The 25,533-nt window shown below is 61.0% G+C and carries 18 protein-coding genes; 9 read left to right on the top strand and 9 right to left on the bottom strand.

The genetic code is table 11. The features are described 5' to 3' along the window. Window positions 1–6 precede the first annotated feature (6 nt). Together ACILSE_RS08075 and gltB are read right to left on the bottom strand one after the other, a co-directional pair. Window positions 7–1,485 carry a glutamate synthase subunit beta gene (locus tag ACILSE_RS08075; protein WP_395716866.1) on the bottom strand — a complete coding sequence of 493 codons (1,479 nt, stop codon included), beginning with the start codon at window positions 1,483–1,485 and terminating at the stop codon, window positions 7–9. Between the two features lie 68 nt (window positions 1,486–1,553). Next, window positions 1,554–6,140 (bottom strand): glutamate synthase large subunit, encoded by a 4,587-nt coding sequence (gene gltB, locus ACILSE_RS08070; protein WP_395716865.1) that lies wholly within the window; start codon window positions 6,138–6,140, stop codon window positions 1,554–1,556. A gap of 148 nt (window positions 6,141–6,288) precedes the next feature. Here gltB and ACILSE_RS08065 point away from each other — a divergent pair, with 148 nt between their 5' ends. Then, window positions 6,289–7,149, top strand: coding sequence for an MBL fold metallo-hydrolase (locus ACILSE_RS08065; protein WP_395716864.1), 861 nt, complete (start codon window positions 6,289–6,291; stop codon window positions 7,147–7,149). A gap of 3 nt (window positions 7,150–7,152) precedes the next feature. Further along, window positions 7,153–7,626 carry a hypothetical protein gene (locus tag ACILSE_RS08060; protein WP_395716863.1) on the top strand — a complete coding sequence of 158 codons (474 nt, stop codon included), beginning with the start codon at window positions 7,153–7,155 and terminating at the stop codon, window positions 7,624–7,626. A gap of 21 nt (window positions 7,627–7,647) precedes the next feature. Here the strand turns inward: ACILSE_RS08060 and ACILSE_RS08055 are convergent, their stop codons facing one another. Both ACILSE_RS08055 and rpsT read right to left on the bottom strand, forming a co-directional pair. Beyond that, the gene (locus ACILSE_RS08055; RefSeq protein WP_395716862.1) at window positions 7,648–8,568 is read right to left on the bottom strand and encodes an aldo/keto reductase family oxidoreductase; all 921 of its coding nucleotides are present in this window, start codon (window positions 8,566–8,568) and stop codon (window positions 7,648–7,650) included. A 96-nt stretch (window positions 8,569–8,664) separates the two neighbouring features. Continuing rightward, window positions 8,665–8,931: a 30S ribosomal protein S20 gene (rpsT, locus tag ACILSE_RS08050; RefSeq protein WP_395716861.1), complete on the bottom strand. Its 267-nt coding sequence runs from the start codon at window positions 8,929–8,931 to the stop codon at window positions 8,665–8,667. A 136-nt stretch (window positions 8,932–9,067) separates the two neighbouring features. Here rpsT and ACILSE_RS08045 point away from each other — a divergent pair, with 136 nt between their 5' ends. Then, a complete protein-coding gene (locus tag ACILSE_RS08045; RefSeq protein ID WP_395716860.1) occupies window positions 9,068–9,328 on the top strand; it encodes a hypothetical protein in 261 nt (86 codons plus the stop codon). Between the two features lies 1 nt (window position 9,329). Here ACILSE_RS08045 and ACILSE_RS08040 read toward each other — a convergent pair whose 3' ends face one another. Further along, window positions 9,330–9,776, bottom strand: coding sequence for a SufE family protein (locus ACILSE_RS08040; RefSeq protein WP_395716859.1), 447 nt, complete (start codon window positions 9,774–9,776; stop codon window positions 9,330–9,332). Window positions 9,777–9,778: 2 nt separating this feature from the next. Continuing rightward, window positions 9,779–10,756: a PmoA family protein gene (locus tag ACILSE_RS08035; protein WP_395716858.1), complete on the bottom strand. Its 978-nt coding sequence runs from the start codon at window positions 10,754–10,756 to the stop codon at window positions 9,779–9,781. A 141-nt stretch (window positions 10,757–10,897) separates the two neighbouring features. Here ACILSE_RS08035 and ACILSE_RS08030 point away from each other — a divergent pair, with 141 nt between their 5' ends. Next, a complete protein-coding gene (locus tag ACILSE_RS08030; RefSeq protein WP_395716857.1) occupies window positions 10,898–11,743 on the top strand; it encodes a sugar phosphate isomerase/epimerase family protein in 846 nt (281 codons plus the stop codon). A 50-nt stretch (window positions 11,744–11,793) separates the two neighbouring features. On the opposite strand, the gene ACILSE_RS08025 is transcribed toward ACILSE_RS08030, so the two are convergent. The 3 genes from ACILSE_RS08025 to hisS all read right to left on the bottom strand — a co-directional run bounded on the left by ACILSE_RS08025 (window position 11,794) and on the right by hisS (window position 19,281). Further along, window positions 11,794–17,277, bottom strand: coding sequence for a PVC-type heme-binding CxxCH protein (locus ACILSE_RS08025; protein WP_395716856.1), 5,484 nt, complete (start codon window positions 17,275–17,277; stop codon window positions 11,794–11,796). A 38-nt stretch (window positions 17,278–17,315) separates the two neighbouring features. Beyond that, on the bottom strand, window positions 17,316–17,897 hold the full coding sequence (locus tag ACILSE_RS08020) for a GNAT family N-acetyltransferase (RefSeq protein WP_395716855.1): 582 nt from the start codon (window positions 17,895–17,897) through the stop codon (window positions 17,316–17,318). 94 nt (window positions 17,898–17,991) lie between these two features. Next, window positions 17,992–19,281, bottom strand: a complete 1,290-nt coding sequence (gene hisS / locus ACILSE_RS08015) for a histidine--tRNA ligase (RefSeq protein WP_395716854.1) — start codon at window positions 19,279–19,281, stop codon at window positions 17,992–17,994. A 105-nt stretch (window positions 19,282–19,386) separates the two neighbouring features. Between hisS and recF the strand changes: the two genes are divergently transcribed. From recF to mrdA, 5 genes are all read left to right on the top strand, one after another. Then, complete coding sequence (recF, locus tag ACILSE_RS08010) at window positions 19,387–20,445, top strand: DNA replication/repair protein RecF (RefSeq protein ID WP_395716853.1); 1,059 nt, start codon at window positions 19,387–19,389, stop codon at window positions 20,443–20,445. A 214-nt stretch (window positions 20,446–20,659) separates the two neighbouring features. Continuing rightward, the gene (locus ACILSE_RS08005) at window positions 20,660–21,691 is read left to right on the top strand and encodes a rod shape-determining protein (protein WP_395716852.1); all 1,032 of its coding nucleotides are present in this window, start codon (window positions 20,660–20,662) and stop codon (window positions 21,689–21,691) included. A gap of 80 nt (window positions 21,692–21,771) precedes the next feature. Beyond that, window positions 21,772–22,623 carry a rod shape-determining protein MreC gene (gene mreC, locus ACILSE_RS08000; protein ID WP_395716851.1) on the top strand — a complete coding sequence of 284 codons (852 nt, stop codon included), beginning with the start codon at window positions 21,772–21,774 and terminating at the stop codon, window positions 22,621–22,623. Window positions 22,624–22,674: 51 nt separating this feature from the next. Then, the gene (locus tag ACILSE_RS07995; RefSeq protein ID WP_395716850.1) at window positions 22,675–23,244 is read left to right on the top strand and encodes a hypothetical protein; all 570 of its coding nucleotides are present in this window, start codon (window positions 22,675–22,677) and stop codon (window positions 23,242–23,244) included. Then, window positions 23,234–25,516, top strand: coding sequence for a penicillin-binding protein 2 (gene mrdA / locus ACILSE_RS07990; protein WP_395716849.1), 2,283 nt, complete (start codon window positions 23,234–23,236; stop codon window positions 25,514–25,516). Before ACILSE_RS07995 ends, mrdA begins: the two co-directional genes overlap by 11 nt. Window positions 25,517–25,533 lie beyond the last annotated feature (17 nt).

Here is a 25,533-nt window from a genome sequence, read left to right as displayed (position 1 = left end):
CCTTACTCACGGCAAGCTCGTCGCGCCCATGAGGAAGCGGTCGCATTCTCTCGCGGCGCCGCGGCCTTCGTTGAAGGCCCAGACGACGAGGGATTGGCCACGGCGGCAGTCGCCGGCGGCGAAGACGCCGGGGATGCTGGTGGTGTATTTCTCGTGCTCGGCTTTGATGTTGCTGCGGGGGTCGGTTTCGAGCTTGAGGGCCTCCACGAGGGGCTGCTCAGGGCCGAGGAAGCCCATGGCGAGCAGCACGAGCTGCGCGGGGAGGACTTTCTCAGTGCCGGCGACCTTTTGTGGGCCGAAGTTGCCTTTGTCGTCTTTCTTCCACTCGACATCGACGACGTGGACGGCCTTCACGTTGCCGTTTTCATCGCCTTCGAAGTGGGTGGCGGTGGTGAGATAGACGCGCGGATCGTCGCCGAACTTGGCGGCGGCCTCTTCTTGGCCGTAGTCCATCTTGTAGGTCTTGGGCCATTCGGGCCACGGATTGTTCGCGGCGCGGGTCATGGGCGGTTTGGCCATGATTTCGAGCTGCGTGACGGTTTTGCAGCCGTGACGGACGCTGGTGCCGACGCAGTCGGTGCCGGTGTCACCACCGCCGATGATGACGACGTCTTTGCCGTCGGCGGTGATGTATTTGCCGCTCGGATCGAGCACGGCCTTGGTGTTCGCCGTGAGGAAGTCCATGGCGAAGTGGATGCCCTTCAATTCGCGGCCGGGGATCGGCAAATCACGCGGTTTGGTGGCTCCGGTGGCGACGATGATGGCGTCGAAGTCCTTGCGGAGCTGCTCGGCGGTGATGTCGGTGCCGACGTTGACGTTGCACTTGAAGGTGACGCCTTCGTCTTCGAGCAACTTCACGCGGCGGAGGACGACTTCCTTCTTGTCGAGCTTCATGTTGGGGATGCCATACATGAGGAGGCCACCGGGACGGTCGGCACGTTCGAAAACGGTGACGGTGTGACCAGCTTTGTTGAGCTGCGCGGCGGCGCTGAGGCCGGCGGGGCCGGAGCCGATGACGGCGACTTTTTTGCCGGTGCGCTTTTCAGGCGGCTCGGGCTTCACCCAGCCTTCTTCCCAGCCTTTGTCGATGATCGAGACTTCGATGTTCTTGATCGTGACGGGCGGATTGTTGATGCCGAGCACGCAGGAGCCTTCGCACGGAGCGGGGCAGACGCGGCCGGTGAACTCGGGGAAGTTGTTGGTCTTGTGGAGGCGATCGAGCGCTTCCTTCCAAAGGCCGCGGAAGATCAGGTCATTCCACTCGGGGATGAGGTTGTTGATCGGGCAGCCGGAGGCCATGCCGCTGATGAGCGTGCCGCTGTGGCAGAAGGGGATGCCGCAGTCCATGCAGCGTGCGCCCTGCTTCTTCAGGCGGTCTTCAGGCAGATGGAGATGAAACTCCTTCCAGTCCTTGATACGCTCAAGCGGATCGCGGTCAGAAGGAAGTTCGCGTTCGAATTCGATGAAGCCGGTTGGTTTTCCCATGGTCTAAAAAATGATGCGTGAGGAGTGATGCGTGAGTCTGTCTCGGGTGGGCGTTTTCAGACCGGGAATTAACCTCCACCGACGCGGGAGGCGTCCTTCGAGTTGCTTTCAAAGGCGGCGATGAGGGCATCGTCGCCGGTGAGGCCGTCGGCTTTGGCTTTGTCGAGGGCTTTGAGCACGCGGGCGTAGTCGCGGGGCAGGACTTTGACGAACTGCTTCACGCTCTGCTCCCAGAGGGCGAGCACTTTGAAGGCCTTCTGGCTCTTCGTGGCCTCGGCGTGCTGCTTGATGAGCTCGTAGAGGCTGTCGATCTCGGCCTGGTCTTCGAGGGCAAAGAGGTCGCTCATGCTGGTGTTGCAGCGGGTGGCGAAGTCGCCCTTCTCGTCGAGCACGTAGGCGATACCGCCAGACATGCCCGCGGCGAAGTTGCGGCCCGTGGTGCCGAGCACGACGACGCGTCCGCCGGTCATGTATTCGCAGCCGTGGTCGCCCACGCCTTCGACGACGGCATCGACGCCGCTGTTTCGCACCGCGAAGCGCTCACCAGCGACACCGCGCAGGAAGAGCTGGCCGGCCGTGGCGCCATACAGCGCGGTATTGCCCGCGATGATGTTTTCTTCGGCGGCAAAGGTGCTGCCTTCCGGCGGATAGACGATGATGCGTCCACCGCTCATGCCCTTGCCGACGTAGTCGTTCGCATCGCCGGAGATTTCGAGCGTGACGCCCTTCGGAATGAAGGCACCGAAGCTCTGACCCGCGCTGCCGTTGAACTTGAGATGCACGGTGTCGTCCGGCAGGCCGTGCCAGTGCTTCTTGGTGATCTCGTTGCCGAGGATGGTGCCGACGGTGCGGTTGACGTTGCGGATCGGCAGCGTGGCGGTGACTTTTTCGCCCTTCTCGATGGCCGGTTGGCAAAGCGGCAGCAGCGTGGTGATGTCCATGCTGCGGTCGATGCCGTGATCCTGCTTCTCAGTGCAGAAGGTGCCGACTTCAGGGCCGACATTCGGACGGTAAAGCAGGTTGCTGAGGTCAATGCCGCGAGCTTTCCAATGATCGACAGCCTGACGAGGTTCGAGCACATCGACGCGGCCCACCATTTCCTCCAGCTTGCGGAAACCGAGCTGCGCCATGAGTTCGCGGACTTCTTGAGCGATGAAGCGCATGAAGTTGGCGGCGTATTCGGGATCGCCGCTGAATTTCGCACGCAGTTCAGGATTCTGCGTGGCGACACCGACGGGGCAGGTGTTCAAGTGGCAGACGCGCATCATGATGCAGCCCAGCGTGACGAGCGGAGCAGTAGCAAAGCCAAACTCCTCCGCACCGAGCAGCGCGGCGATGACGACATCGCGGCCGGTCTTCATCTGGCCATCGGCCTCGACGACGATCTTCGAGCGCAGGTTGTTCAGGAGCAAAGTCTGATGCGTTTCGGCAAGGCCGAGTTCCCATGGCAGGCCCGCGTGCTTCACGCTGGTCTGCGGCGAGGCACCCGTGCCGCCATCGTAACCGGAGATGAGCACCACATCGCTGTGCGCCTTCGCCACACCCGCGGCGATGGTGCCGACACCGACCTCGGAAACGAGCTTCACGCTGATGCGTGCGGCGCGGTTCGCGTTTTTCAGGTCGTGGATGAGCTGGGCAAGGTCCTCGATGGAGTAGATGTCGTGATGCGGCGGCGGCGAGATGAGGCCGACGCCCGGCGTGGAGCCGCGCACCTTGGCGATCCAGGGATACACCTTCGATCCAGGAAGCTGGCCGCCTTCACCGGGCTTTGCGCCCTGGGCCATTTTGATCTGGATTTCGCGGGCCTGGCTCAAATAAAGGCTCGTCACACCAAAGCGGCCGCTGGCGACCTGCTTGATGGCGCTGTTCTTCGAATCGCCTTTCTCATTCGTCCACGTGTAGCGGGCAGGGTCTTCGCCACCTTCACCGGTGTTCGATTTGCCGCCCACGCGGTTCATGGCGATGGCGAGAGCTTCGTGCGCCTCGCTGGAGATCGAGCCGTAGCTCATCGCGCCCGTTTTGAAGCGCTTCATGATGCTATCGACGCTTTCGACCTCTTCGATCGGCACGGGAGTCTGCGACTTGAAGTCGAGCAGGCCACGCAGCGTGTAGAATTGCTTCACCTGCGTGTTCACCAGCGCGGTGTATTGCTTGAAGGTGTCGTAATTGCCCGTGCGCACCGCCTTTTGCAGCGTGTGGATCGTCAGCGGGTTGAAGAGGTGAGCCTCACCTTCTTTGCGCCACTGGTAGTCACCGCCCACGTCGAGCGCATGCACCTGCGAATCGCGATCCGGGAAGCCGCGCATGTGGCGCTGGATGCACTCCTCGGCGATGACATTGATGTCGCTGCCTTCCACGCGGGTGGCGGTCCACGTGAAATACTTGTCCACCACGCTCTTGCTGAGGCCGACGGCTTCAAAGATCTGCGCCCCGCGATAGCTCTGCATCGTGGAGATGCCGATTTTCGACGCCACCTTGATGACGCCCTTCGTGGCGGCCTTAATGAAGTTATAAACCGCCTTCTTGTGGTCCACGTTCACGAGCAGACCCTGGCGGATCATGTCGTCGAGCGTTTCAAAGGCAAGGTAAGGATTGATCGCGCCGCAGCCAAAGCCGATCAGCGTGCAGAAGTGATGCACTTCACGCGGTTCGCCGGACTCGAGCACGATGTCGCACTGCGTGCGGGTGCCCTTGCGGATCAAATGATGGTGCAGACCGCCCACGGCCAGCAAAGCCGGGATCGGAGCCTTTTCGGCCGAAACACCGCGATCCGTCAAAATGAGGATGTTGCGGCCCTGTTTGATCAAATCGTCCGCCTGGGCGCAAAGTGCGTCCATCGCGGCTTCGAGGCCCTTCGCGCCCTTTTTCGGGTCAAAGGTGATGTCGAGCGTCGCGGAGGCAAATTCGCCGCTGGCGATCCCTTTGAGCTTCGCGAGCTCCTCGTTGCTGAGGATCGGCGTTTTGAGCTCGATCAAATGGCAGCTTTCCGGCTTCGGATCGAGCAGGTTGCCCTCGCGACCGATGGTCGTGATGGGCGACGTGACGATTTCCTCGCGGATGCAGTCGATCGGCGGGTTCGTCACCTGCGCGAAGAGCTGCTTGAAGTAGTCATAAAGGAGCTTCGCCTTGTTTGAGAGCACGGCGATCGGGATGTCGGTGCCCATCGAGCCCACAGCCTCCACGCCATCACGCGCCATCGGCACCATGAGCATGCGCAGGTCTTCCCAAGTGTAACCAAAGGCCTGCTGGCGCTTCAGCATCGTATCGTGATCCGGCAATGGCGCAGGAGCACCATCAGCGATGTCCGCCAGCTTCACGAGGTTCTTGTCCAGCCACTCGCGGTAAGGCTTCTCGGCAGCGATCTTCTCCTTGATCTCGTCGTCCGGCACGATGCGGCCTTCTTCCATGTTCACGATGAACATCTTGCCCGGCTGCAGACGGCCTTTGAGCTTCACATTCGCCGGATCGACCGGCAACACGCCCGCTTCCGAGCCCATGATGACCAGATCGTCATGCGTCACATAATAACGGGAAGGACGCAGACCATTGCGGTCCAGCGTGGCGCCCATCATCGTGCCATCGGTGAAAGCGACGGACGCAGGGCCATCCCACGGCTCCATGAGGCAGCTGTGGTATTCGTAGAAGGCCTTTTTCGCCTCGCTCATCGACTCGTGGCCGCTCCACGGCTCCGGAATCATCATCATCATCGCGTGCGGCAGGCTGCGGCCGCTCAGAACGAGGAGTTCGAGGCAGTTGTCAAAGATCGTCGAGTCCGAGCCATCCACATTGATGACCGGCTTGATCTTGTTGATGTCATCGCCAAACAGCTCCGACGCGAACAGCGACTGACGGGCGAGCATCCAGTTGATGTTGCCGCGCAGCGTGTTGATTTCGCCGTTGTGGGCGATGTAGCGATACGGATGCGAGCGCTCCCAGTTCGGGAAGGTGTTCGTCGAGAAACGGCTGTGCACCAGCGCCAGCGCCGACTCCATATCCGGATCGCTGAGATCCTTGTAGTAACCACCGACCTGCATCGGGGTGAGCATGCCTTTGTAAACCAGTGTGCGGCAGGAAAAGCTCGGCGCATACCACACCGGGTCCACTTTGGCGACGCGGATGGCATTGTGCGCCACCTTGCGCAGCACGTAGAGCTTCCGCTCAAAGGAAAGATCATCCAGCGCCGACGCATGGCGCTTCACAAACACCTGGCGCACCAGCGGCTCGCTGGCCTTCGCCGACTTGCCGAGCGTGGAGTTATCCACCGGCAGCTCACGCCAGCCGAGGACCGGCATGCCTTCCGCCGCGGCCACTTTTTCAAATTCCGCCTTCGCCTTCGGCCACGAATCGCCGCCGCGAGTGGTGAAAATGTTCGCCACGCCATACTGACCCTGCGCCGGCAGCTCAAAACCCGCCTCCTTGGCCTTCTTCGCCAGGAACGCGTGCGGCGTCTGGATCAAAATCCCCGCCCCGTCACCGGTATTCTCCTCCACGCAAGCACCGCGATGGTCGAGGTTCTCCAGGATCTGCAGCGCATCCGCCACGATCTTGTGCGATTTTTTCCCCTTCATGTGACAAACGAATCCGACGCCGCAGGCGTCGTGTTCGAACTGCGGGTCATAGAGGCCTTGCTTCGAGGGGAGTCCGTGGTTTCTCATTTTTGCTACAAAAGGGGGGCGGGATTTAGGCCAGCCCGGGGGGTAAATCAACCAGCATTCTACCTGCCAAGTCTGGTCCCTATTTTACGAATGCGGAGGCCGGATTGAGGCATTGCAAGTCCGCATCCAGCCGCTAAAAACAGCCTCCATGGTGCGACTCACGATTCTCGGCAGCGGCAGTTCAGGGAACTGTGCCGTCATTTCGACGGAAAACACCACGCTGCTGCTCGATGCCGGCCTCAGCGCGAAGCAGATCTGCCTCCGGCTCGACGCCTGCGGTTTCTCCCTCGACATGCTCGACGGCATCCTGCTCACCCACGAGCACCAGGACCACACCGGCGGCATCGAGGTGCTCAGCCGGAAGCGCTCCATCCCGCTGTTTTGCACCGCTTTGACCCAGGAGGTGCTCGCCAGCAGCCTTGGCTTCAAAAAAGCCCCTCCTTGGCGCCTCATGACCACCGGCTCGGCCTTCGAGTTCCAGGATCTGCGCATCGAATCCTTCCCCGTGCCGCATGACGCGGTGGATCCCGTGGGTTTTGTCATCGCCGACCAGGAGTCACGCCTCGGCGTGCTCAGCGACGTCGGTTTCGTCACGAACCTGATCAAGGACCGCCTCAAAAGCTCAGACAGCCTTTTCATTGAGGCGAATTACGACACGCAACTGCTCGAAAACGACACGAAGCGTCCCTGGGCCACAAAACAACGCATCAGCTCGCGCCACGGGCATCTCTCGAACGAGCAGGCGGCCGAACTCGTGCGTGAGGTGGCACATCCCGGCCTCAGCCATGTCGTGCTCGGCCATTTGAGCGACGATTGCAACGACCCGGCCACCGCTTCGCGCCACATCCGGCAGGCGCTCGACGCGGCCGGGGCAGACGGGGCACGCGTCATCTGCGCCGAACGCCACAAACCGACGCCGACCATCGAGGTCGTTCGCCGTCGCAGCACAGCCAGCGTGAGTTTCTGCTTCACCGCCGCTGATGATTCCGGCCAGCTCGCGCTGCTTTGACTTATGGATACGCGTCTGATCATCCGCAGCGTTCTGGCGCTCGTTCTCATCGCCGGACTCTGGTTTGCATGGTGGGTTTTCGGTCGATCCCCGGAATCCCAGGTGCGTGCGGCACAAATGGATTTCATCCAGGCCGTCGAAGAACGCGACTGGGACGCGGTGAAGGAGTTCCTCGCCGAAAATTACACAGACGCCTACGCCCACACGCGCGAAACAGCGATCCAGGACGGAAAGAAATACCTCAGCGGCTTCTACACGCTGACTTTGAAGACCGACATGGCTACCGTGCGTGCCGCGAAAGGCCAGGGCATGGTTTCGATGATGATCCGGCTTGAGGGCAACGGCATCGGCTACAGCCAGCTCGTGCTCGGCCACGTGAACCAGCTCGCCGAACCATGGTTCTTCCACTGGAGCAATCCCACGCCCTGGCCGTGGAACTGGCAGGTGAACATGATTCACAACGACCAGGTGCGCTGAGCACAGACCGCGGCCTTCGCGTCACGGAATACCATGCCCCTTGGCCGCCACCCAGAGGGCATACCAGTCCTCGCGCTCCAGCTTGATCTCCGTCGCCTTCACGCACGCCTGGATGCGGTCGAGCTTGTTCGTGCCGATGATCGGCAGCGGCATCGACGGATGCGCCATGATCCAGGCGTAGGCGAGCTGGTCCAGCGTCGCGCCGTCGTATTTGGCGCCGAGTTCGGCCGCTTTCGCGTGCAGGCGTGCCGCGGCAGGGTCTTCCTTTGACATCAGCGCCCCTTTGGCCAGCGGTGACCACGCCATCGGCAGGATCCGGTGACGCTGGCACTGGTCGGCGGTGCCGTCGTAGATCGGGTCCATGTGCAGCAGGCTGAACTCAACCTGGTTCGTCACCAGCGGCTGGTCCATGCGGGAGTTCAGCAACTCGAATTGATGCACGTTGTAGTTCGAGACGCCTGCGGAGCGGATTTTTCCGTCTTTGAGCAGCTTGTTCAGCCCGGCGGCGGTTTCATCGGCGCTCGTGAGCCAGTCCGGGCGATGCACCAGCAGCAGGTCGATGTGGTCGATGCCCATCAGCCGCAGGGATTTCTCCGTGCTCTTGATGATACGCTCCGCCGTCAAATTGTAGAACGCCACCTTCCGCCCCGGATGGAACTCGCACGGGATGTAGATGCCGCACTTTGTGACGATCTCGATCTTGCCGCGGAAAGCCGGGTCCAGCTTCAACGCGCCGCCGATGGCTTCCTCAACGTGGTAGGTGCCATAGATCTCCGCCGTGTCCAAAGTCGTGATCCCCAAGTCCGCGCAGGCTTTGAAGCGATTGATGAGTGCCTGCGGGGTGCTGTTGGCCTTGTCCTCGTCGTCCAAAATGCGCCAGGTGCCATAGACGAGGCGGGAGAACTCAGGGCCGTTGGGAGCGATGCGGTGGCGGGTGATCATGGGAAGTCGATTTTGGACGGCTGGATCGCGTTGAACAAACAAAAACGGCACCCCTTGCGAGATGCCGTTCCAAAAAGGAATTTCGAGAAGAACCGATTACTTCGTGAGAGCACCGACCTTTAGCGCCAGACGGCTCTTGAGGCGGGAGGACGTGTTCTTCTTCAGGACTTTGGTCTTGGCGGCCTTGTCAGCGGCGGAGGCGAACTCGCTCAGGCTGGCGCTGGCGGCAGCGGCGTCCTTCTTCTCCACAGCGGCGAGCACTTTCTTGCGAAGTGTGCGAATGCGGCTTTTCACCGTCTGGTTGTGAGCGGTGCGAGCCGTGGTTTTGCGGATGTTCTTTTCAGCGGAGCGGATGTTGGCCATAGGGGGCGGGGGAAAGGGCGGCGAGAATAGGACGCCACCCCCACCCTGTCAAACTAGAATCCTGGCCTGCCGCCGCGTCCCGGTTTTTCCTTGGCTCCTCTGTTCTGATCCGGTAAAACAAAAGCCAAAACCAGCCATGATCGAAGTCGAAATCTACGCCCCCGGTGTGCGCACGGAAGCCGCCATGATGCAGCTCCGCAACCAGATGGACCACTTCCCCCGTGTCCGCTACAAGGTCGATGCCCGCCACGACATCGTTTATTTCGAGATCGACCGCCCCGGCGACATCAACCAGCAGGAGATTCATCAAATCTTCGACGCCATCGATCTGGTGCCACGTTTTGTCGGCCAGATCCCGGAGGAACTGCGCACAGGACAGACGACGAAGCTCGTGTAGGTCACGCTTGTCTCTCCAGCAGCGCCACTGTGGCCTGCTTCATCCGGCCCAACACGTAATACACCGTCTGGCTCCGCAATCGCACCAAGTCCGCACCAATGATGCGCGGCACAAAATTCGCCGGCACATCGATCACCTGCTGAGCTGTGCATCCATCCAGACCACGGCAAAGAATGGTCGTCAGCGCCCGGGTGAGCGTCTGCACCTTTGGCCCCAGGCTGATCGCGAAATGCAGGCTCCCATCCTCTTTTCGACGCACATGCACGCCGACGGTGTCTGTGCACTCCGCGTCCTTCCGCACGTCCTCGAAATCGAAAGGCTCCCCCGCCCCGGGCGCGTGTTTCGCCGCCTGCGCGGCCAGATCGATCAGATTCTCCCGCCGCTCGCCTTCCGGCAGCGCTTCAAAAAAGCCAATCAGTTCATCCAAAGCGGCGGGGTAAGCCTGCATGCTCACTTCTTCACCGGTTTTGGCGGATTCAAATCAATCACCGGCATTTCCACGAACTTTTTCCAGCGTGCCTCGCTCTGCTCCTGCGTCGCGACGCCATCGTGAACCCACAGCGCGTAGCGCACGCGCAGCTTCTTCTCCTCGGTCACCTCCACCGGCGTGTCGAGACTGAGGCAGCAGCCCATCCAGCCGTCGTTCCGCACGTGAAAGGCCGTCGGGTTGTGCGGATTCATCGGGTGATTCATCAAGGTGATGCCGCCGAAGCCGTCCGCTTCATTCGTGATGCGCCCGCTGTAGTCGCACCAGCGTGCCGGCTTGCGGAAGATCTGCTCCTCATTGAGCTGGCCTTCCGAATTCAAAATGCGTCCACCGCCATCATGCACACCGATGCTTTTCGCCATCCGCACCGCAATCAAACCGAAGCCTGTGGCACCAAACGTGGTCGTCTTGCCCTTCGGCGGCGTGAACTCCATGTCCACGATCATGAACCAGCTCTTCGCGCCATCCTCCGGCCGCACCTCCGTGCGCCGCACTTCCACGAGCTGGATCGACTTGTCCGCCTCACTGAGCCAGTGATTCACCATCCGCATCGACGCGAACTCATCCGTGTCCTCGTAGCCTTCGCGAGACACCTCCACATTCACGATGCGCCCCTGCTTCTTCGCGTAATCCCCCCAGAAATCGAGGTCGTTCACCAAGTTGTGGGTCACCCACACGCTGTTGTGGTGCGAATGCGTCAGCGGGTCATGCGGATGCCCCATGCGCGTCAGGCTCACGTCCCGCGAAGCCCGGATCGGATAACAAAACGGCCGCATGTCCAGCGGATCAAAGTGCATCGCCGTCAGCTCGCGCCCATCGAGCTGAAACGACGTGATGTGATGCGGCATCGGCACCGCCTGCACACGCGGAATCGGTTTCGCCGATGGCAATTGTGCCGCCGCAGTCGCCGTGAGGATGCCAAGAAGAGTGAAAACTCGCATGATCTTCTCCATACGCATCCAAACCGCGATCCTTCGGGCTTCGCCATTCATTCATCATTCTGCATTCGTCATTCGCCATTTCCCCTCCATCATCCCGCCGCAAGGAATCGCCGATTCCCCTCGTTCCAACCGCCCTCAATCATGAAGAAAACGCTTCTCTCACTCCTCCTCGTCGCCGCGTCCACATTCGCGGCCACCATCCCCGAGGCCGCCAAAGTCGGCCAGTTCTACGCTGGCTGCCAGGCCTACAGCTTCCGCCTCTACACCGTCTTTGAGGCCATCGACAAAACCGCGCAATGCGGCGGCAAGACCATCGAATTCTATCCCGGCCAGAAGTTCGACGACACCGCCAAGTGGGACCACAACTCCACGCCCGAGATGATCAACAAGGTCATGATGCACCTCGAAGCCAAAGGCCTCACCGCCGTCGGCTACGGTGTCGTCAAACTCGGTCAGGATGACGCGAGCAATCGCAAGATCTTCGAGTTCTGCAAAAAGCTCGGCATCGGCGTTGTCGTCACCGAACCTGACGTCACCGCGCTCGACAAGATCGAAGCCCTCGTGAAGGAATTCGACATCAAGATGGCCATCCACAACCATCCCAAGCGCCCGCTCGACCGCGCCTACATGTTCTGGGATCCGGATTACGTCCTCGGCCTCGTCAAAGATCGCGATCCGCGCATGGGTTCCTGCGCCGACATTGGCCACTGGGTCCGCAGCGGCCTCGATCCCGTCGAGTGCGTGAAGAAGCTCAAAGGCCGCATCTTTGACAGCCACATGAAGGACCTCAACGAGTTCGGCAACGTCAAGGCCCACGACCTCCCCTTCGGTCAGGGCAAGAGCAACATCGCCGGCGTCCTCGCCGAATACGCCGCCCAGGGCTATCCCGGCCCGCTGCACTGCGAATACGAGCACAACTGGGAAACCAGCGTACCAGAGATCACCCAGTGCCTCGAGTTCGTGAAGAACTGGAAGCCCGCGAATTAATCTCGATTCCCTCAAGGAGCGGGGCTTGCCAAGCCCCGCTTTTTGTGCCCTCACCGCACCACCTTCAAATAGGCGATCAAATCCGCCAGCGACTGCTGCGTCATCGCGGCTTCGAGACCTTCGGGCATGAGCGAAATGCCCGCGCTCTTCAAAGACGCCACATCGCTGCGCAGCACGGATTTGGTGATGTTTCCGGCCATCTTCAGCGTGAGGCTGGCGCTCGTTTCGGTGGCGATCACCCCATAAAGCTGCTCGCCGCTCTTCAGCGTGCAGTGGTAGGCCATGAAACCGGGCTCGATGATCGCGCTGGGGTCCAAAATGGAGTTGAGGAGCTTTTCGGCATCGTGCTGCGCTACGCTGCGAAGGTCCGGGCCGAGCTCGAGGCCCACGCCGTCGAGTTTGTGGCAACTGATGCACACACTCGCGAAAACGGTCTTCCCGCGTGCTGCATCGCCCTGGAGCTTGAGCGCGGGTTTGAACTTCTCCACCACCGCGGCGCGTGTGGCGCTGGTGGCATCCGCGAAGACCTTCTCTGCGAGATTGGCGATGTTTTTCTTCGGATGCTTCATCAGCCGCGCCCGCGTCGCCGCGTCACAAGCCTTCGCCTCCGGCCGTTTCAGCAGCGCGAGCGCCCAATCGTCATTCGAGAGCAGCGTTTCGAGAATCTGCGTGCGCAGCGCCGGCGTGCGCTGGTCCCAGCCTTCGAGCAAAAACTGCTCGCCACCCTTCGGTTGCAGCTTCGCGACGAGCCGCAGCACCTCCGCACCTCCCGTTTTGGCCCAAAGCTCCGGCAGCAAGCCTTTCACCGTCTCGCGATGCCCGCGATCCGTCGCCAGCAAGGCCAGCGATTCCATCGTCGGAGCCGTTTTGAGGGATTCCGCCGCCTGTTGCAGCTTCGCCGCCATTTGATCGACCGCCGCCCGCGCCTTCGCATCCGTGACCTGCTTCGCGAACTCGGTCAGTGAGAGGTTTTTCTCGTCCAGCACGGCCAGAAGCTCCTCCAGCCCGTTTTGAGCCTCCAAACGCGTTACTAGCGCCGCGATGGCCTTTTCGTTCTTCGTCGCCAAAGCGCAGCGCATGAGCAGCGCGAAGAGTTTCGCGTTCGTCCGCTCGCAAACCCGCTCCAAATGCGGCAGCACCGAGCTCAATGCCGCGCCTTGCAGCGGTGAACCCGGCTCCGCGTTGTTCAGCAGTTCCGCCAGCAGAACTCCCGCCCACTCGAATTTCAGTTCACCGAGCGTGCAGGCCAGTTGGAGCCGCACTTTGGCGTCTTCGTCGTTCACGAGCTTCGCCAGCACCTTGTGGAGTGCGGACGCCTCGTCCGCTTTCCATTCGAGCTTTTCAGCCATTTGCAGTGCTTGTTCACGGACCCGCGACTGCTCGTCAAAGGAGTCAGTAAAAAGAGTGAGGCAGTCAGAGGCACTGAACTTGTCCAGATTAAGAGCCGTCCAGGCTAACTGCACGGTTTCGATGCCAGATGCGACCCTCCCAAACTTCGAGGCCTTATCCTTGCCCTTCCACTGATCGATCATCTGCATTTTGTCGCGGCCATAACCACTGCTTCGGACCACTCTGATGAAGTCTCCACTCTCTTCTTTAACCTCTCTTTTCACCACCCGCCAAATCCTCCCCTTGTCGTCACCTTTGCGATAATGCGGCAGAAGCTCCTCTTTGCCGTTCTGCGGCAACCACTGCGGGTGCTCGATCATGTAGCGATACATGTCGGCGACCCACAGCGCTCCATCGGGGCCGGTGCGGACCATGACGGGGCGGCACCAGCGGTCTTCGCTGGCGAGGAAGTCCATCTTCGACTCGGCGGGATCGCGCACGGCTTTGAAGGTGACACCGTCGTCTTCGAGGATGTGATGCTGCACGACGTTGTGGAAGGGCTCGCAGGTGAAGGCGTGCGTTTTGCCGTCGGTGAAGAGCACTTGATCGCGATAGACCTCGATGCCGCAGGCGCTGGTGAAGCGTCCGGCTTGATCGAAGCTGTGAAAGCGCTTTTCCATGCTGCTGGCGGGATAGACGGGCGGATTCCGCGGGAAGAGCTGATGGATCGGGTCCGGCGGGATGACGTGCGGATTGCGGCGCAGGTAGTGATCCTGCAACACGTAGTGCCAGAGCGGGAAACTGTTCTGCACGCCGAACCAGTGGCCCCAGTCATCGCGGGCGCGACCGAACTGCGACGGGCCGCTCTGCGGGTCGAACTCGCCCGTGTCCGGCTTGAAGCGGAAATCGCGACTGCCGAGGTCGATCTTCTCGCCGGTGAGTTTGCACTCGATTTGCGTGCCTTTGTTGTAGCCGCCGTGATGCGCCCCGGCGGCGCAATACACCCAGCCGTCCATGCCCCAGCGCAGGCCGTTCACGCGGAGCTGCTGGTTGCCGGTGCTGAAGCCGGTGTAGAGCACTTTCTTCGTGCCATCGGGCGAAATGAAAAAGATGTCCGGCGCGGCAGTGACGATCACGCCTTCACGCCACGTCAAAATGCCGGTGGGATAGCTCAAATCGCTGACGATGACGCTGCGCTTGTCGTAGCGACCGTCGTGGTCCGTGTCCTCCAGCCGCACGACGCGTCCACCGGCCTTGCCATTGCCATCCATGCCGAGCGGGTAGTCCGCCATCTCGATGACCCACAGGCGGCCCTGCTCATCCCAATCAAACGCGACGGGATCGAGCACCACCGGCTCCGCCACGACGAGCTCGATGCGGTAGCCATCACGCACATGCCACTTCTTCGCGGACTCTTCGGGAGAGAGGGGTGGCTCGTGGTAGGGCGCTTTCTCCGAAAGCGCCGTCGCAGGCCGATTGGGCTTCGATGACGCGGATGAAACATTCGCGGGCCTGTTGGCCTCACGCGGCGGCTGGGGGACCAGCCGCCCTACCTCAAGACCAGCCACCTCCACTTTCTCGAACGATCCCTCCAGCGGTGCGAAGTCATCGCAGCGTCGGCCAAAGAATAAGTCCTTCGCGCCGGGCGCGGTGACGGGCAGTTCAGCGTCGATCTCGACCTTGCCGTTGAGCGTGACCTTCACGCGCGAGCCGATGCGCTCCAGCTTCACGTCATTCCATGAGCCGGGCTCGATGATCGTCTTGCCGCGCACGATTTGGGAGGCCGCGTTGCCGTTGAAGACGAAGAGCTTGCCGGGTTCGGAGTCCTTGTAGCTGCCACCGATGCCAAGATGATCGCCAGGGGCTTGGTGATCACCCTTCGGACCACGTGAGATGAGGTAAGCGGTCACCGCGCTGACGTTGTTCGCCTTCGTGTTCTTGAAGCGCATCGACGCGGACCAGTTTTCAGAATGTGGTGCAGTCCTCTGGACTGCGTCTTTCTGAGCAGCCGAGACGGCTGCACCACGCTTCTTCCGCTCCGCTCGCGAAACGGCCCATTTCGCATTCTCCTCGCCCACTTTCGACAGGTTCCAAAGCTTCGCGATGAGCGAAGGCTCGATGGCGCGATCCCAGATCGTGATCTCGTCCAGCCGTCCTTCGAGTCCTTGGCCGAAAAGCACCGCATCCTCGGATTTTCCGGCCTTTCCGGTCAAAACGGGCTTTTCAGAGCCATCGAGATGCACGCGCACGTTTTCGCCATCGCGGATGAGCACGGCGAAATGCCAGTCGTCGGCAAAGAAAGTAGTTTCGGCTTTAGCCGAATCCGATCCGTCGGCTGAAGCCGAAGCCACTTTATCGCCCCATTCGAGCCTCACCGTGTGATCCGGGAACTGATGCGCCTTCACGCTGACACCCAACGCGTTGATCAACTCGCCCGTGCGATCACTCGCGCCGCTTTCATGCCCTAGCCAGAACCAGAGGGCGATGCTGGCATGGTCTGCGAGCTTCACTCCAGATATTTCAATATGACCACCAGCTAGGTGTATGGATCGGTTGATCTTGTCACTTGGCACTTTGACCTGAGTTTTGAGGACAGACTCATCGCCATATCCTAGGCCAGCATTAAACCCAGGCAGCCAACGCGCATGTGGACCCTGAACCGATACGGTGAACTCCATTTCTGGGAACGGCGAGCGCTGCAAACCAAAGCTGCGTTCATCCTGGAAATCGACCATAGCCCGCATATGTGAACCAATCACCGCGCTCGTATACTCGCTCGAGTCTTCGCTGACACCTCTTCCCGGTGACAAGTTCAGTGATCGAAGCATCTCGTTCAGAGTATTCCGGATTTTGGCTTCTGCGCCCACTTCCAGGCCGGCTGTGCGGGCAGGCCATGTGGTATACCCCCCAAGATCATGTTGCTCCACTGGCGGAATGTAACCTTCAGCACCGTTCGCGAGCTCGATGTTGAAGTGACTGCCAAAAGGAGATGACCACTTCAACATCAACCCTGTAGCGGCGTACACTTCATTGGGAAGAGTTGCGATGCTGATTTCACCAACGCTAGGATCGCCGATTCGGATGGCTTGGAGCTTCACACTCGTCTTTTGACGCTCGTGGAGGATGAGCGCCTCTCTCGCATACACTTCCTCTTTGTTCTTCGGCAGGTCGTTCTCGATCTTCGCGGCGATGGGACGGGCCCAGGCGAGGCGTTGTTCGTCGGGGACGCGGTAGTTGAGCTCCAGGGTCTTCTCGATCATGCCGAGCGGGGCGTGATCGACGTATTTCACGGTTTGCAGGGCCTTCATGGCGCTGTCGGCGACCTCGGAGGCGTAGTGGTCGATGGTGATCGTCTTTTTCTCCGCGCCGTAGTCCATCCACATCTGGTCGCCGCTGGTGCCCTGGCTCATGGCGCAGACGAAGGGGCCGTTGCCATCGCCTTGCTGGCCCAGTTTGGCGGCGAGATGCTTGCAGAAGAGGCCGAAGTAGTCCGCCGACACGGGCGCGGTGCCGAAGTAGTGCTGCGAGTAGTTCGCGAGCACGCCGAGCGGTTTGCCATCGAGCGTTTGCAGCGCGATAACGCTGAGCTGCGGGTCCACCGGGCCGCTGGGGCCGACGACGTCCTTGCTGAGGTAGCCGGGGTGCATGTTGGCGCGGCCCGTGGGCTGGCCGAAGGGATCGACGATCTCCTTGCCGGGCAGGCGAATCCAGCGGCGATTGTGCGTGTGCTCCCAGTCATCGAACGAGCCCCAGCCGATGCGGGCCGGTTGCAGCGCCGCATTCGCCGCCACGATGGCCTCGGCGATCTTGGGCGTGAGGAATTTCGCATACACCGTGTCCTTTCGCGTGCCGAGGCAGCCCATCGCGGCGGGCGCGGAGTGCGTGTGCGTGGCGCTGACCATCATGCGATCCACCGGGATGCCGCATTGCTTCGCCGCGATGCCTTTGGCCTCATCAATGAGCGACTGCTCCATCATGCACGTGTCCACGATGGCGAAGGCGATCTTCATCTTCCCGTCATCGAACACGAAACTGCGCACGAAGAGCTTGTCCGCGAGCTTTTCGCCCCGTCCTTCGAGAAACCCGCCCGCGATGATGCGCGGGAACTCCGTCGGCGAGATGTCCACCGTGGCCACTCCGGCGCGGAAAGTGGCCGCGGAGGCGAGCGTGGTGAGCAAGGAAAGGCAGGTGAAAACGAGCTTCATGGTGTGTGAGACCATACGCTCTCCAGTTCGCCGTTTGCTCAATCTCCCGCGCCAGTGTTTTCGATGTCGGTGGTCAATTTCATGCCCATGAGCACATAGGCGTGCGTTTTGGCCAGCATGTCCATGACGTAGCCGGGCAGCCGCATGAGCTCATCGAATCCTGATTCGCGAAAAGCGCGAATGGCCAGCTCCCGCTCCGCATTGAACTCCGCCTGGAGATGCGAGAGGCCGCAGTGCCGTGCCACGTCAATGATTTCGCGAATCAGCATGCCCGCGAGCCCCACGCCGCGATAACCGGGATGCGTGAGCAGGTGCGTCATGCCGATGTGCCGCTTCCAGCCGCCGTGGCGCTGCTCCAGCGTCGCCAAACCGATCACCTGCCCGTCCGCAAACGCCAGTAACGGCAGCCGTGCGTCGTAATCCACATCCGCGCACCACTCTTTGACCAGCGCCGGATTATCGAGTCGCTGCTTGATGAACAGCCGCTCAAACTCCGGCACCTCGTGCAGGAACCGCATGAACCCCGCATCATCCGCAGGCTCCAACGGACGGATCATGCACTGCACGCTGGTTTCGAGCGGATAACGGACCGGATATTTTTCGAGGGCAAAGTCAATCATGGCGGTGAACGAGGTTCACCGGACTTCCAGCATCGGACATGCCAGAAGAAGCCATGCACAGGATAGCCGCGCTAAACTGCAAGGAAGGATCAGTTTACGCGATCAACGGCCCAATTGCAGGCTCCGCGAGCAGCTTTTGCACTTCATCGACGAGGTTCACAGCGGGCACGGAGGTCTGCGATCTGGCGACGAGGTTCTTCACGATGATTTCGGGATACTCGGCTCCGAAGACAATGGCGAAGCGGGCTTTGCGGTCCTCGGCGGCTTGGAATTGCTTGCCGACTTTTTGGGAGCCGAAGGGGTAATCGATGCGGATGCCGGCGGCGCGGAGCTGCTGGATGGCGGCGAGCGCGTGGGGGCGCTGGGCTTCATCGGCGATGACGACGAAGGCGTCGATGCTGCTGGCGGCGAGGAGGGCGCTGGTGAGCTTCATTTGGGCTCCGGGCGTGCGCTTGAGCAGGATGCCTAGCACGACATCGCCCATGGCGAAGCCTGCGGCGGGCATATCGACGTTTCCATCGCTGATGAGGGCGCACAGTTTGTCGTAAGTGCCGCCGCCGGCGAGGGCGCGGAGGCCGTGCTTGAGATCGAAGACCTCAAAGACGACGCCGGTGTAGTAGGCGAGGCCGCGGACGATGGTGGCGTCGATGCGCACATGCTGCCAGAGGCCTCGGGCGGTGAGGTTGGCCTTCAATTCGGCGAAGGCAGGGTGGTTCTCATCCGTAGCGGCCATGAAGGCACGCACCTCGGCGGTGGTGAGGCCGATCTCGCTGAGTTTTTTCTCGGTCTCGTCCGGCTTCGCACGCTCGATTTTGTCGATGATGCCGAGGAAGGTGGTGGCGTGCTCGGTGGCGATGTTTTTCTCGGCGAGGAAGCCGTTCCAGATCTCGCGATTGCTGAGACGGATGACGAAGTCGTCGGCGCTGACGCCGAACTCGCGCATGGTGTCGATGGCCAGCGAGATGAGCTCCGCCGCGGTGGCGGGACCGCTGTCGCCGAGGATGTCGGCATTGAACTGGATGAACTCGCGCCCGCGGCCTTCCTGCGGCTCCTCGTAGCGGAAGCAGGGGCCGATTTGGAACCACTTGATGGGCTTCTTGAAGTCACGCTGGCGAGCGGTGGCCATGCGGGCGAGCGAGGGCGTCACTTCGGGGCGCAGCGTGATCTCGCGGTCCGCCTTGTCGCGGAAGCAGAAGAGCTGCGCGGTGATCTCGTTGCCGCTTTTTTTGCGGAAGAGGTCGGTGCTCTCGACGACGGGCGCCTCATACTCGACGAAGCCATAGCGCCGGGCGACGACGCGCCAGGTTTCGGCGATGTAGTTACGCAGCGCGCATTCTTCGGGGAAGAAGTCGCGGAAGCCTTTGACGGTGCGGAAGGTGGACATGGGGCGCGATTCATCCGTGCGCAGGCCTTCAAATCAAGCGGAGAGGCCAGAAAATGCCTGCGCAGGGTTGCGGCTTGGGGCTCTTTGCTCTCTGCTCCACGCTCCATGCTGTCCGATCTGTTTGTGCGTGATTTCCGCTGCTTCGCCGAGGCGAAGGTGGAGCTGCACCCGGATGTGACGCTGCTGGTGGGGCGGAATGCGCAGGGGAAGACGTCACTCATCGAGGCGGCCTGTGTGCTGATGCGGCTGCAATCGCCGCGGACGACGAATCGGAGTGAGCTGGTGCGCTTTGAGGCCTCGACCTGCCTCGTGGAGGCGGTTTGGAGCGGGAAACGGCTGCGGTATGCGCAAAGTGCGACGGCGAGACGTCTCGCGCTGGATGGCGCGACGTGTGGGAAGTCGGCGGATTACCTCGCGGCGGCCGGTTTGGTGGTGTGGATGGACCATCGCGACATGAATCTGCTGCGCGGCGGTGCGGAGCATCGGCGGCGGTTTTTGGACTTCGCGGCCAGTCAGATGTTTCCGGACTACCTGCATGCGTTGCGCGGCTATGAACGGGCTTTGCGAGGCCGGAACTATGTTTTGAAGCGAGATGCCGTGATCGCGTGGAAGCAGGCAGATGCCTTTGCGCGGGTGATGGACGGCTTTGCGGCGGTTTTGTGGCAAAGGCGGGCGGAACTCTGCCAAGCGCTGAATCCGCAGGTTTCGGCGGCGCATGCGCATTTGAGCGAAGGTGCGGAAAGCACGCGGATTGCCTTCACGAGCACTTTTGAAGCCGGGAGCCTGTTTGAGGCGCTGGCAGGCATGCGGGAGGAGGAGGCCAAATCACGCTCGACGGCCTTTGGGCCGCACCGGGACGACATCGCGATGTTTTTGAATGATCGCGATGCGACGACGTTCGCGAGCGAGGGCCAGCAGCGGTCCTTTGCGCTGTCGATGAAGCTCGCCCAAGCCCACGTGCTAGAAAAATCACACGGCGAGGCACCGCTGATGCTGATCGACGATGTGTTCGGCGAATTGGATGCTTTTCGCCGCCGGGCGCTGCTGAGTTTGCTGCCAAACGGCACGCAGAAGATCATCACGACGACGAATCTGGACTGGGCGGAAAAAGACGCGCTGAGCGGGATCGTGCATGACATCCAAAATGGGCAAATCCGGGGTTAAAATCGCTCGATTGAGAGCGAAAAACCCTGCCAGTGCACAATCCCAGTCTTCTTAGAAACTTCTCTTGACGCGTTTTCAGGCGGTTTTAGCTTTATATGAGTTAGAATTTCGCTCACCGCGTTGCTTTTCGTGATTCTCAAAACAGTTGGAATTCCCCGCGGCGAATTTGAGTTCTGGCGCTTTTTTATTTTAACATCTTTCCCTTTTATTCTCAATGCTTGGCAAACTTTTTGGATTTGTCGCCCAAGACATCGGCATCGATCTTGGCACGGCAAACACACTCGTCTATGTGAAAGACCACGGTATCGTTCTTCGCGAACCTTCGGTAGTGGCGGTGAAAACCGGCTCGAACGAAGTAGTCGCGGTCGGTGATGATGCGAAACGCATGCTCGGCCGAACGCCGGGAGGCATCACGGCGATTCGCCCGCTTAAAGATGGCGTGATCGCCGACTTCCGTGTGACGGAGGCGATGCTGCGCCACTTCATCCGCAAGGTGCAGGGCGGAGGACGCAAGATGCGCGGACCGCGTGTCGTCATCGCAGTGCCATCCGGCATCACCGAGGTGGAAAAGCGAGCGGTGAAGGAAAGCGCGGAGCAGGCCGGCGCGCGCGAGGTTTATCTGATCGAAGAGCCCATGGCTGCGGCGATCGGCGTGGGCCTTCCGGTCCAGGAAGCCGCGGGCAACATGATCGTGGACATCGGTGGCGGCACGACGGAGGTGGCGATCATTTCGCTCTCCGGCATTGTTTACAGCCGCAGCGTGCGCGTGGCGGGTGACGAACTCGACGAGGCCATCATCAACTACATGAAGCGCGCCTACAACCTCATGATCGGCGAGCGCACCGCGGAAGAAATCAAATTGCGCATCGGCAGCGCTTTCCCGCTGGGGAAAGAAACAACGATGGAAGTCAAAGGACGCGACATGGTGGCCGGTCTGCCGAAAACAATCACGATCACCAGCCAGGAAGTGCGAGAGGCGATGCTGGAGCCGCTGAACGCGATCATCGACGCGGTGCGCACGACTTTGGAGCGCTGCCCGCCGGAGCTCTCCGCCGACCTTGTGGACCGCGGCATCATGCTGGCCGGCGGCGGCGCGCTGCTGCGCGGCCTGGACAAGCTGCTGCAGGAAGAAACCGCGCTGCCGGTGCATGTGGCGGAGGATCCGCTCAGCGCCGTCGGTGAAGGAACGGGACGCGTGCTGAGCGAGCTCGAGTTCCTGCGCAAAGTGAGCACAACTGAAGTTTGAGTTCGTTCCGGGCCATGCGGTGACGGCATGATGAAAGTCCGCCAGCAACCACCGCGTCCACCCAGGAGGAAAGGCCGATCATGAAAAAGCTCAACATCCTCGCGCTTCTCGTCTTCGTGGCAGGGCTTGTCGCCGTGTTCACGTTCGACACGGCGACTACACGGCAGATCCAAGCCCGTGTCATGAGCCTGCTGTCCCCTTTCATACATTCCAGCGCGGCCATGGAGCAGGCGGCGGCGGACGCGGTGGCACCGCAGATCAATCCCGCTGAATTGAAACGGGAGAATGATGACCTGCGCGTGCAGGTTGAACGACTGCGCATCATCCAGCAGAAGCACAACCAGTCCATCGAGGAAATTGCGAAGCTGCGGCAGCTCATCGGCTTCAAGCAAGCGGCTCCATTTAAGATGACCGCGGTGAAGGTGATTCGACGCGAGTCGAGCACATGGTGGAACAGTTTGATCATCGACAAGGGCTCGATGGACGGCATCGGCACGGACAGTCCGGTGATCACCTCCGTCGGGCTTGTGGGGAAGACGTCCACCCTGGCTCCGCACATGACCAAGGTGATCCTGCTGACCGACGAGATGTGCCGCGTTTCAGCGAAAGTCGAGGGCACGCTCGAGCAGGGCATCCTGGCGGGCGAGCGAGCCGCGCTGGAAGTACGCCCCGAACTGCACCTGCGCTTCCTGAGCCGCAACGCGAACATCAACGCCGGCGCGAGTGTTTATTCCTCCGGCGAGGGCGGTGTGTTTCCTCCCGGACTGCTACTGGGACGTGTGAAGCGCTTCGAGAACCGCGAAATCTCCGGAGAGGCAATCGTTGAGCCCGCCGTTGACTTCTCCACTCTGGATTATGTCTTTGTGATCGAAATGCAGGCCGCAGAACCGGCACCGGAGCCTCCCGCACAATCGGCCAACGCCAAGCCCTGAGACGTCATGCTTTTTCATCCGATCTCCATCATTCTGCTGCTATTCACCTTCATGGTGCAGGAGTTCATTCCCGGGCTGGAGATCGCCCAGTTTGCCACGCTGTTCTTGCCGGCGGTGTTTTTCTTCAGCGCGTCGGTGGCGGCGCCGTTTTCGATGATGCTGGTGCTGGCGTTCATCACGGGCTTCATTTGGGATGCCCGGCATCTGCCGGGAGCTGTTGAGAGCCTGGCGGGCGCGGCAGACGTCTTCGGCACGGGCGCGGACCTGGAGCTTGGGGCCGGCAGCCGTCCGCTGCCGTTCGGCCTTTCCATCGTGCTCTTCGGCATGCTGGGCACGCTGATGCAGGGCATCCGGCCGTTGTTCAAGCGCGGACGACTGGAACTGCCGGTGCTGATGGTGGGCGTGGCCACTTTTCTCTGGTTGCTCTCGCAATATCTTATCATCACGTTCCTGCGCGGCTCGCTGCAGTTCCCATCGGGAGTCTGGTCGAAGATGATCACAGACACGCTGCTTGCGATGCTGTCTTCGCCGCTCATTTTTCTGCTGCTTTACTCGCTGGCCCGCCTGTCGAGTTATGAAATCAAATACGAAGGCCTGAGGTATCGTTTCGATGGTCGTTAAATACCATTTCCGCCTCTATCTCTTCACCCTCGCGATGCTGTGCGGGTTCGGACTGCTTGTGTTCCGCCTGTGGTCGTTGCAGATCGACCGTCGGGAGGAGTTCGCGAAGATGATTCCCGGCGCGAAGAAAGAGCGCGCTCGCATTCCCGGCCCCCGTGGCGAGATCAAGGACCGAAACGGCGTCGTGCTGGCATCGAACAAGGCCAGCTTCGAAGTTCGCATCAACCTCGCCGAGGTCGTCACCGAATACAAACGCGTCGCCAAGGTGCTCAAGACGCCCATTCCCGAAATCACGTTCGACATCGTCGAAAAAGGCATCCGGAGGCAAAAGCCTGAACTCGACATCTATAAAATTTTTGAGGACACAATCACGGCGCGCATGCGGGAAATGGGCGTACATAAAGAATACTCGGTGGACTCGCTGCGCGTTCATTATCGCAGTTTCGGCGGCGCGGTGCCGTGGGTTTATCGTGATGACCTGACCTTCTCCGAGTTCAGCCGCATCGCCGAGCACAATCTCGGCCTGCCCGGCGTCACCGTCGCCGAGCGCGCTTCGCGCGTGTATCCGCTCAAGTCACTCGCCTGCCACATCCTCGGCTATGTGCGCCTGCCGGACGATCAGCGCGTGTCCGCAGACGACCGCAAGGGCTGGGACTACTATGTGCCGGATGACTTCGGCGGAGCGGGAGTCGAAAAAAGTTTCGACAGCTATCTGCGCGGCAAGCCCGGCGTGCGTGTCATGCAGCGCGATCAGCGCGGCCGTCCCGTTGGTGAGGTTTATGAGGAATATCAGGAGCCGCGCAAAGGTAATGACGTCCATCTGACACTCGACGCCCGCATGCAGATCATCGCCGACAAGGCCCTGCGCGAAGGCAAAATCGGCCGTGGAGCCGTGGTGGTGATCGATCCGGCCACTGGCGAGTTGCTCGCGATGGTATCCGTGCCGTCCTATGATCCGAACCAATTCATTCCGAGCATCCAGCAGACGGACTGGGATGCATTGCTCAACAACAAGACCGTGCCGCTGCTTAACCGCGCCGTGAAAGGTCACGCGCCCGGCTCCACCTTCAAAATCCCGATCTCCTTCGCGGGCTGCCTAGCGGGCATTCAAAAATCCGCCTTCAACTGCAGCGGTGCGGTCACTTACGGCAACACAGCCATGCAGTGCTGGATTCAACGCCAGAGCGGCGGCTCTCACGGCACCCTCGGCCTCAGCGACGCCATCAAACAGTCCTGCAACTGCTTCTTTTACCGCTACGGCAACGCCGCCGGAATCAACAACATCACCAAGGTGGGCAAGATTCTCGGCGTGGGCGAAAAAACCGGCATCGAACTCGAAGACGAGGACAGCGGCATCCTGCCTAATCCCGACTGGCTGCGCGCCAACCGTCCCGCCGAACGCTGGAGCGACGGCTACACCGCAAACACATCCATCGGCCAGGGCATGGTGCTCGCCTCCCCGCTGCAAATGGCCGCCGTCACCGCCACGGTCGCCAACGGTGGCAAATCTTGGAATCCGCACCTTCTCAAACGCGTCATGGACCACGACCAGGTCGTGCTGGAAAATCCACCCAGCCTGCGCGGCGACCTTTCGCAAAACGTGAAGCCGGACGAGATCGAGATCATCCGCAAAGGCATGTGGAAGGTCGTCAACGACCCCGGCGGCACCGGCAAGTCGGCGCGCATTACCGGCGTCGAGGTCGCGGGCAAGACGGGCACCGCGCAGAACTGGCGGCGCAACGAGAAGAATGTGAAGGTGGATGACAACCACACCTGGTTCATCAGCTTCGCGCCTTATCAAAATCCCAAGTTCGCCGTCTGCGTCCTCGTTCAGAACGGCAAGTCAGGAGGCGGCTGCGCGGCACCGGTCGCGCGCCGCGTGCTGGAACAATGCCTGGCCCTCGAAAACGGCTATCAGGTCGCCATTGAGGCGATGCCGCCCGCCGAAGGCCACTTCAATCATATTCCCATGGTCCAATATGCCGACGCCGGAGTGCCTTTGGTGCCCGGAGCGGATGAGGACGGCGATACGGGCGCGGGTGCGCCCTCCGCCGAGCCGGTGGATGATGCCGCGCCGCGTGTGAACGCGACGCCCAACATCAAACGGAAGGCCGATTCAGCGGGATCGGCGGGAAGCAGCTCCGGACAGAATGTGCCTCAAGCCGTGCCAGTGCGCAGGGTTGGTATCTTCAACCGGGGAGGCTCCCAGGAAAGCAAACCGTCCGAGCCCTCCCAAGGCGGCGGATTTTTTCGCAAGCTCTTCAACCGCTGAAGATCTTCATCATTTCA

Origin of the sequence: Prosthecobacter sp., from assembly GCF_044236155.1 — a bacterium.
GTDB lineage: Bacteria > Verrucomicrobiota > Verrucomicrobiia > Verrucomicrobiales > Verrucomicrobiaceae > Prosthecobacter.
This window is presented reverse-complemented; position numbering and strand designations above follow the sequence as displayed.

Bases quoted from the DNA above. Each gene is read 5' to 3' on its own strand.
- mreC (WP_395716851.1), top strand. From the start codon at position 21,772: ATGAAAAAGCTCAACATCCTCGCGCTTCTCGTCTTCGTGGCAGGGCTT.
- recF (WP_395716853.1), top strand. From the start codon at position 19,387: ATGCTGTCCGATCTGTTTGTGCGTGATTTCCGCTGCTTCGCCGAGGCG.
- ACILSE_RS08075 (WP_395716866.1), bottom strand. From the start codon at position 1,485: ATGGGAAAACCAACCGGCTTCATCGAATTCGAACGCGAACTTCCTTCT.
- hisS (WP_395716854.1), bottom strand. From the start codon at position 19,281: ATGTCCACCTTCCGCACCGTCAAAGGCTTCCGCGACTTCTTCCCCGAA.
- mrdA (WP_395716849.1), top strand. From the start codon at position 23,234: ATGGTCGTTAAATACCATTTCCGCCTCTATCTCTTCACCCTCGCGATG.
- ACILSE_RS08035 (WP_395716858.1), bottom strand. From the start codon at position 10,756: ATGCGAGTTTTCACTCTTCTTGGCATCCTCACGGCGACTGCGGCGGCA.
- ACILSE_RS08045 (WP_395716860.1), top strand. From the start codon at position 9,068: ATGATCGAAGTCGAAATCTACGCCCCCGGTGTGCGCACGGAAGCCGCC.
- ACILSE_RS08040 (WP_395716859.1), bottom strand. From the start codon at position 9,776: ATGCAGGCTTACCCCGCCGCTTTGGATGAACTGATTGGCTTTTTTGAA.
- ACILSE_RS08055 (WP_395716862.1), bottom strand. From the start codon at position 8,568: ATGATCACCCGCCACCGCATCGCTCCCAACGGCCCTGAGTTCTCCCGC.
- ACILSE_RS08025 (WP_395716856.1), bottom strand. From the start codon at position 17,277: ATGAAGCTCGTTTTCACCTGCCTTTCCTTGCTCACCACGCTCGCCTCC.
- ACILSE_RS08020 (WP_395716855.1), bottom strand. From the start codon at position 17,897: ATGATTGACTTTGCCCTCGAAAAATATCCGGTCCGTTATCCGCTCGAA.
- ACILSE_RS07995 (WP_395716850.1), top strand. From the start codon at position 22,675: ATGGTGCAGGAGTTCATTCCCGGGCTGGAGATCGCCCAGTTTGCCACG.
- ACILSE_RS08060 (WP_395716863.1), top strand. From the start codon at position 7,153: ATGGATACGCGTCTGATCATCCGCAGCGTTCTGGCGCTCGTTCTCATC.
- rpsT (WP_395716861.1), bottom strand. From the start codon at position 8,931: ATGGCCAACATCCGCTCCGCTGAAAAGAACATCCGCAAAACCACGGCT.
- ACILSE_RS08030 (WP_395716857.1), top strand. From the start codon at position 10,898: ATGAAGAAAACGCTTCTCTCACTCCTCCTCGTCGCCGCGTCCACATTC.
- ACILSE_RS08065 (WP_395716864.1), top strand. From the start codon at position 6,289: ATGGTGCGACTCACGATTCTCGGCAGCGGCAGTTCAGGGAACTGTGCC.
- gltB (WP_395716865.1), bottom strand. From the start codon at position 6,140: ATGAGAAACCACGGACTCCCCTCGAAGCAAGGCCTCTATGACCCGCAG.
- ACILSE_RS08005 (WP_395716852.1), top strand. From the start codon at position 20,660: ATGCTTGGCAAACTTTTTGGATTTGTCGCCCAAGACATCGGCATCGAT.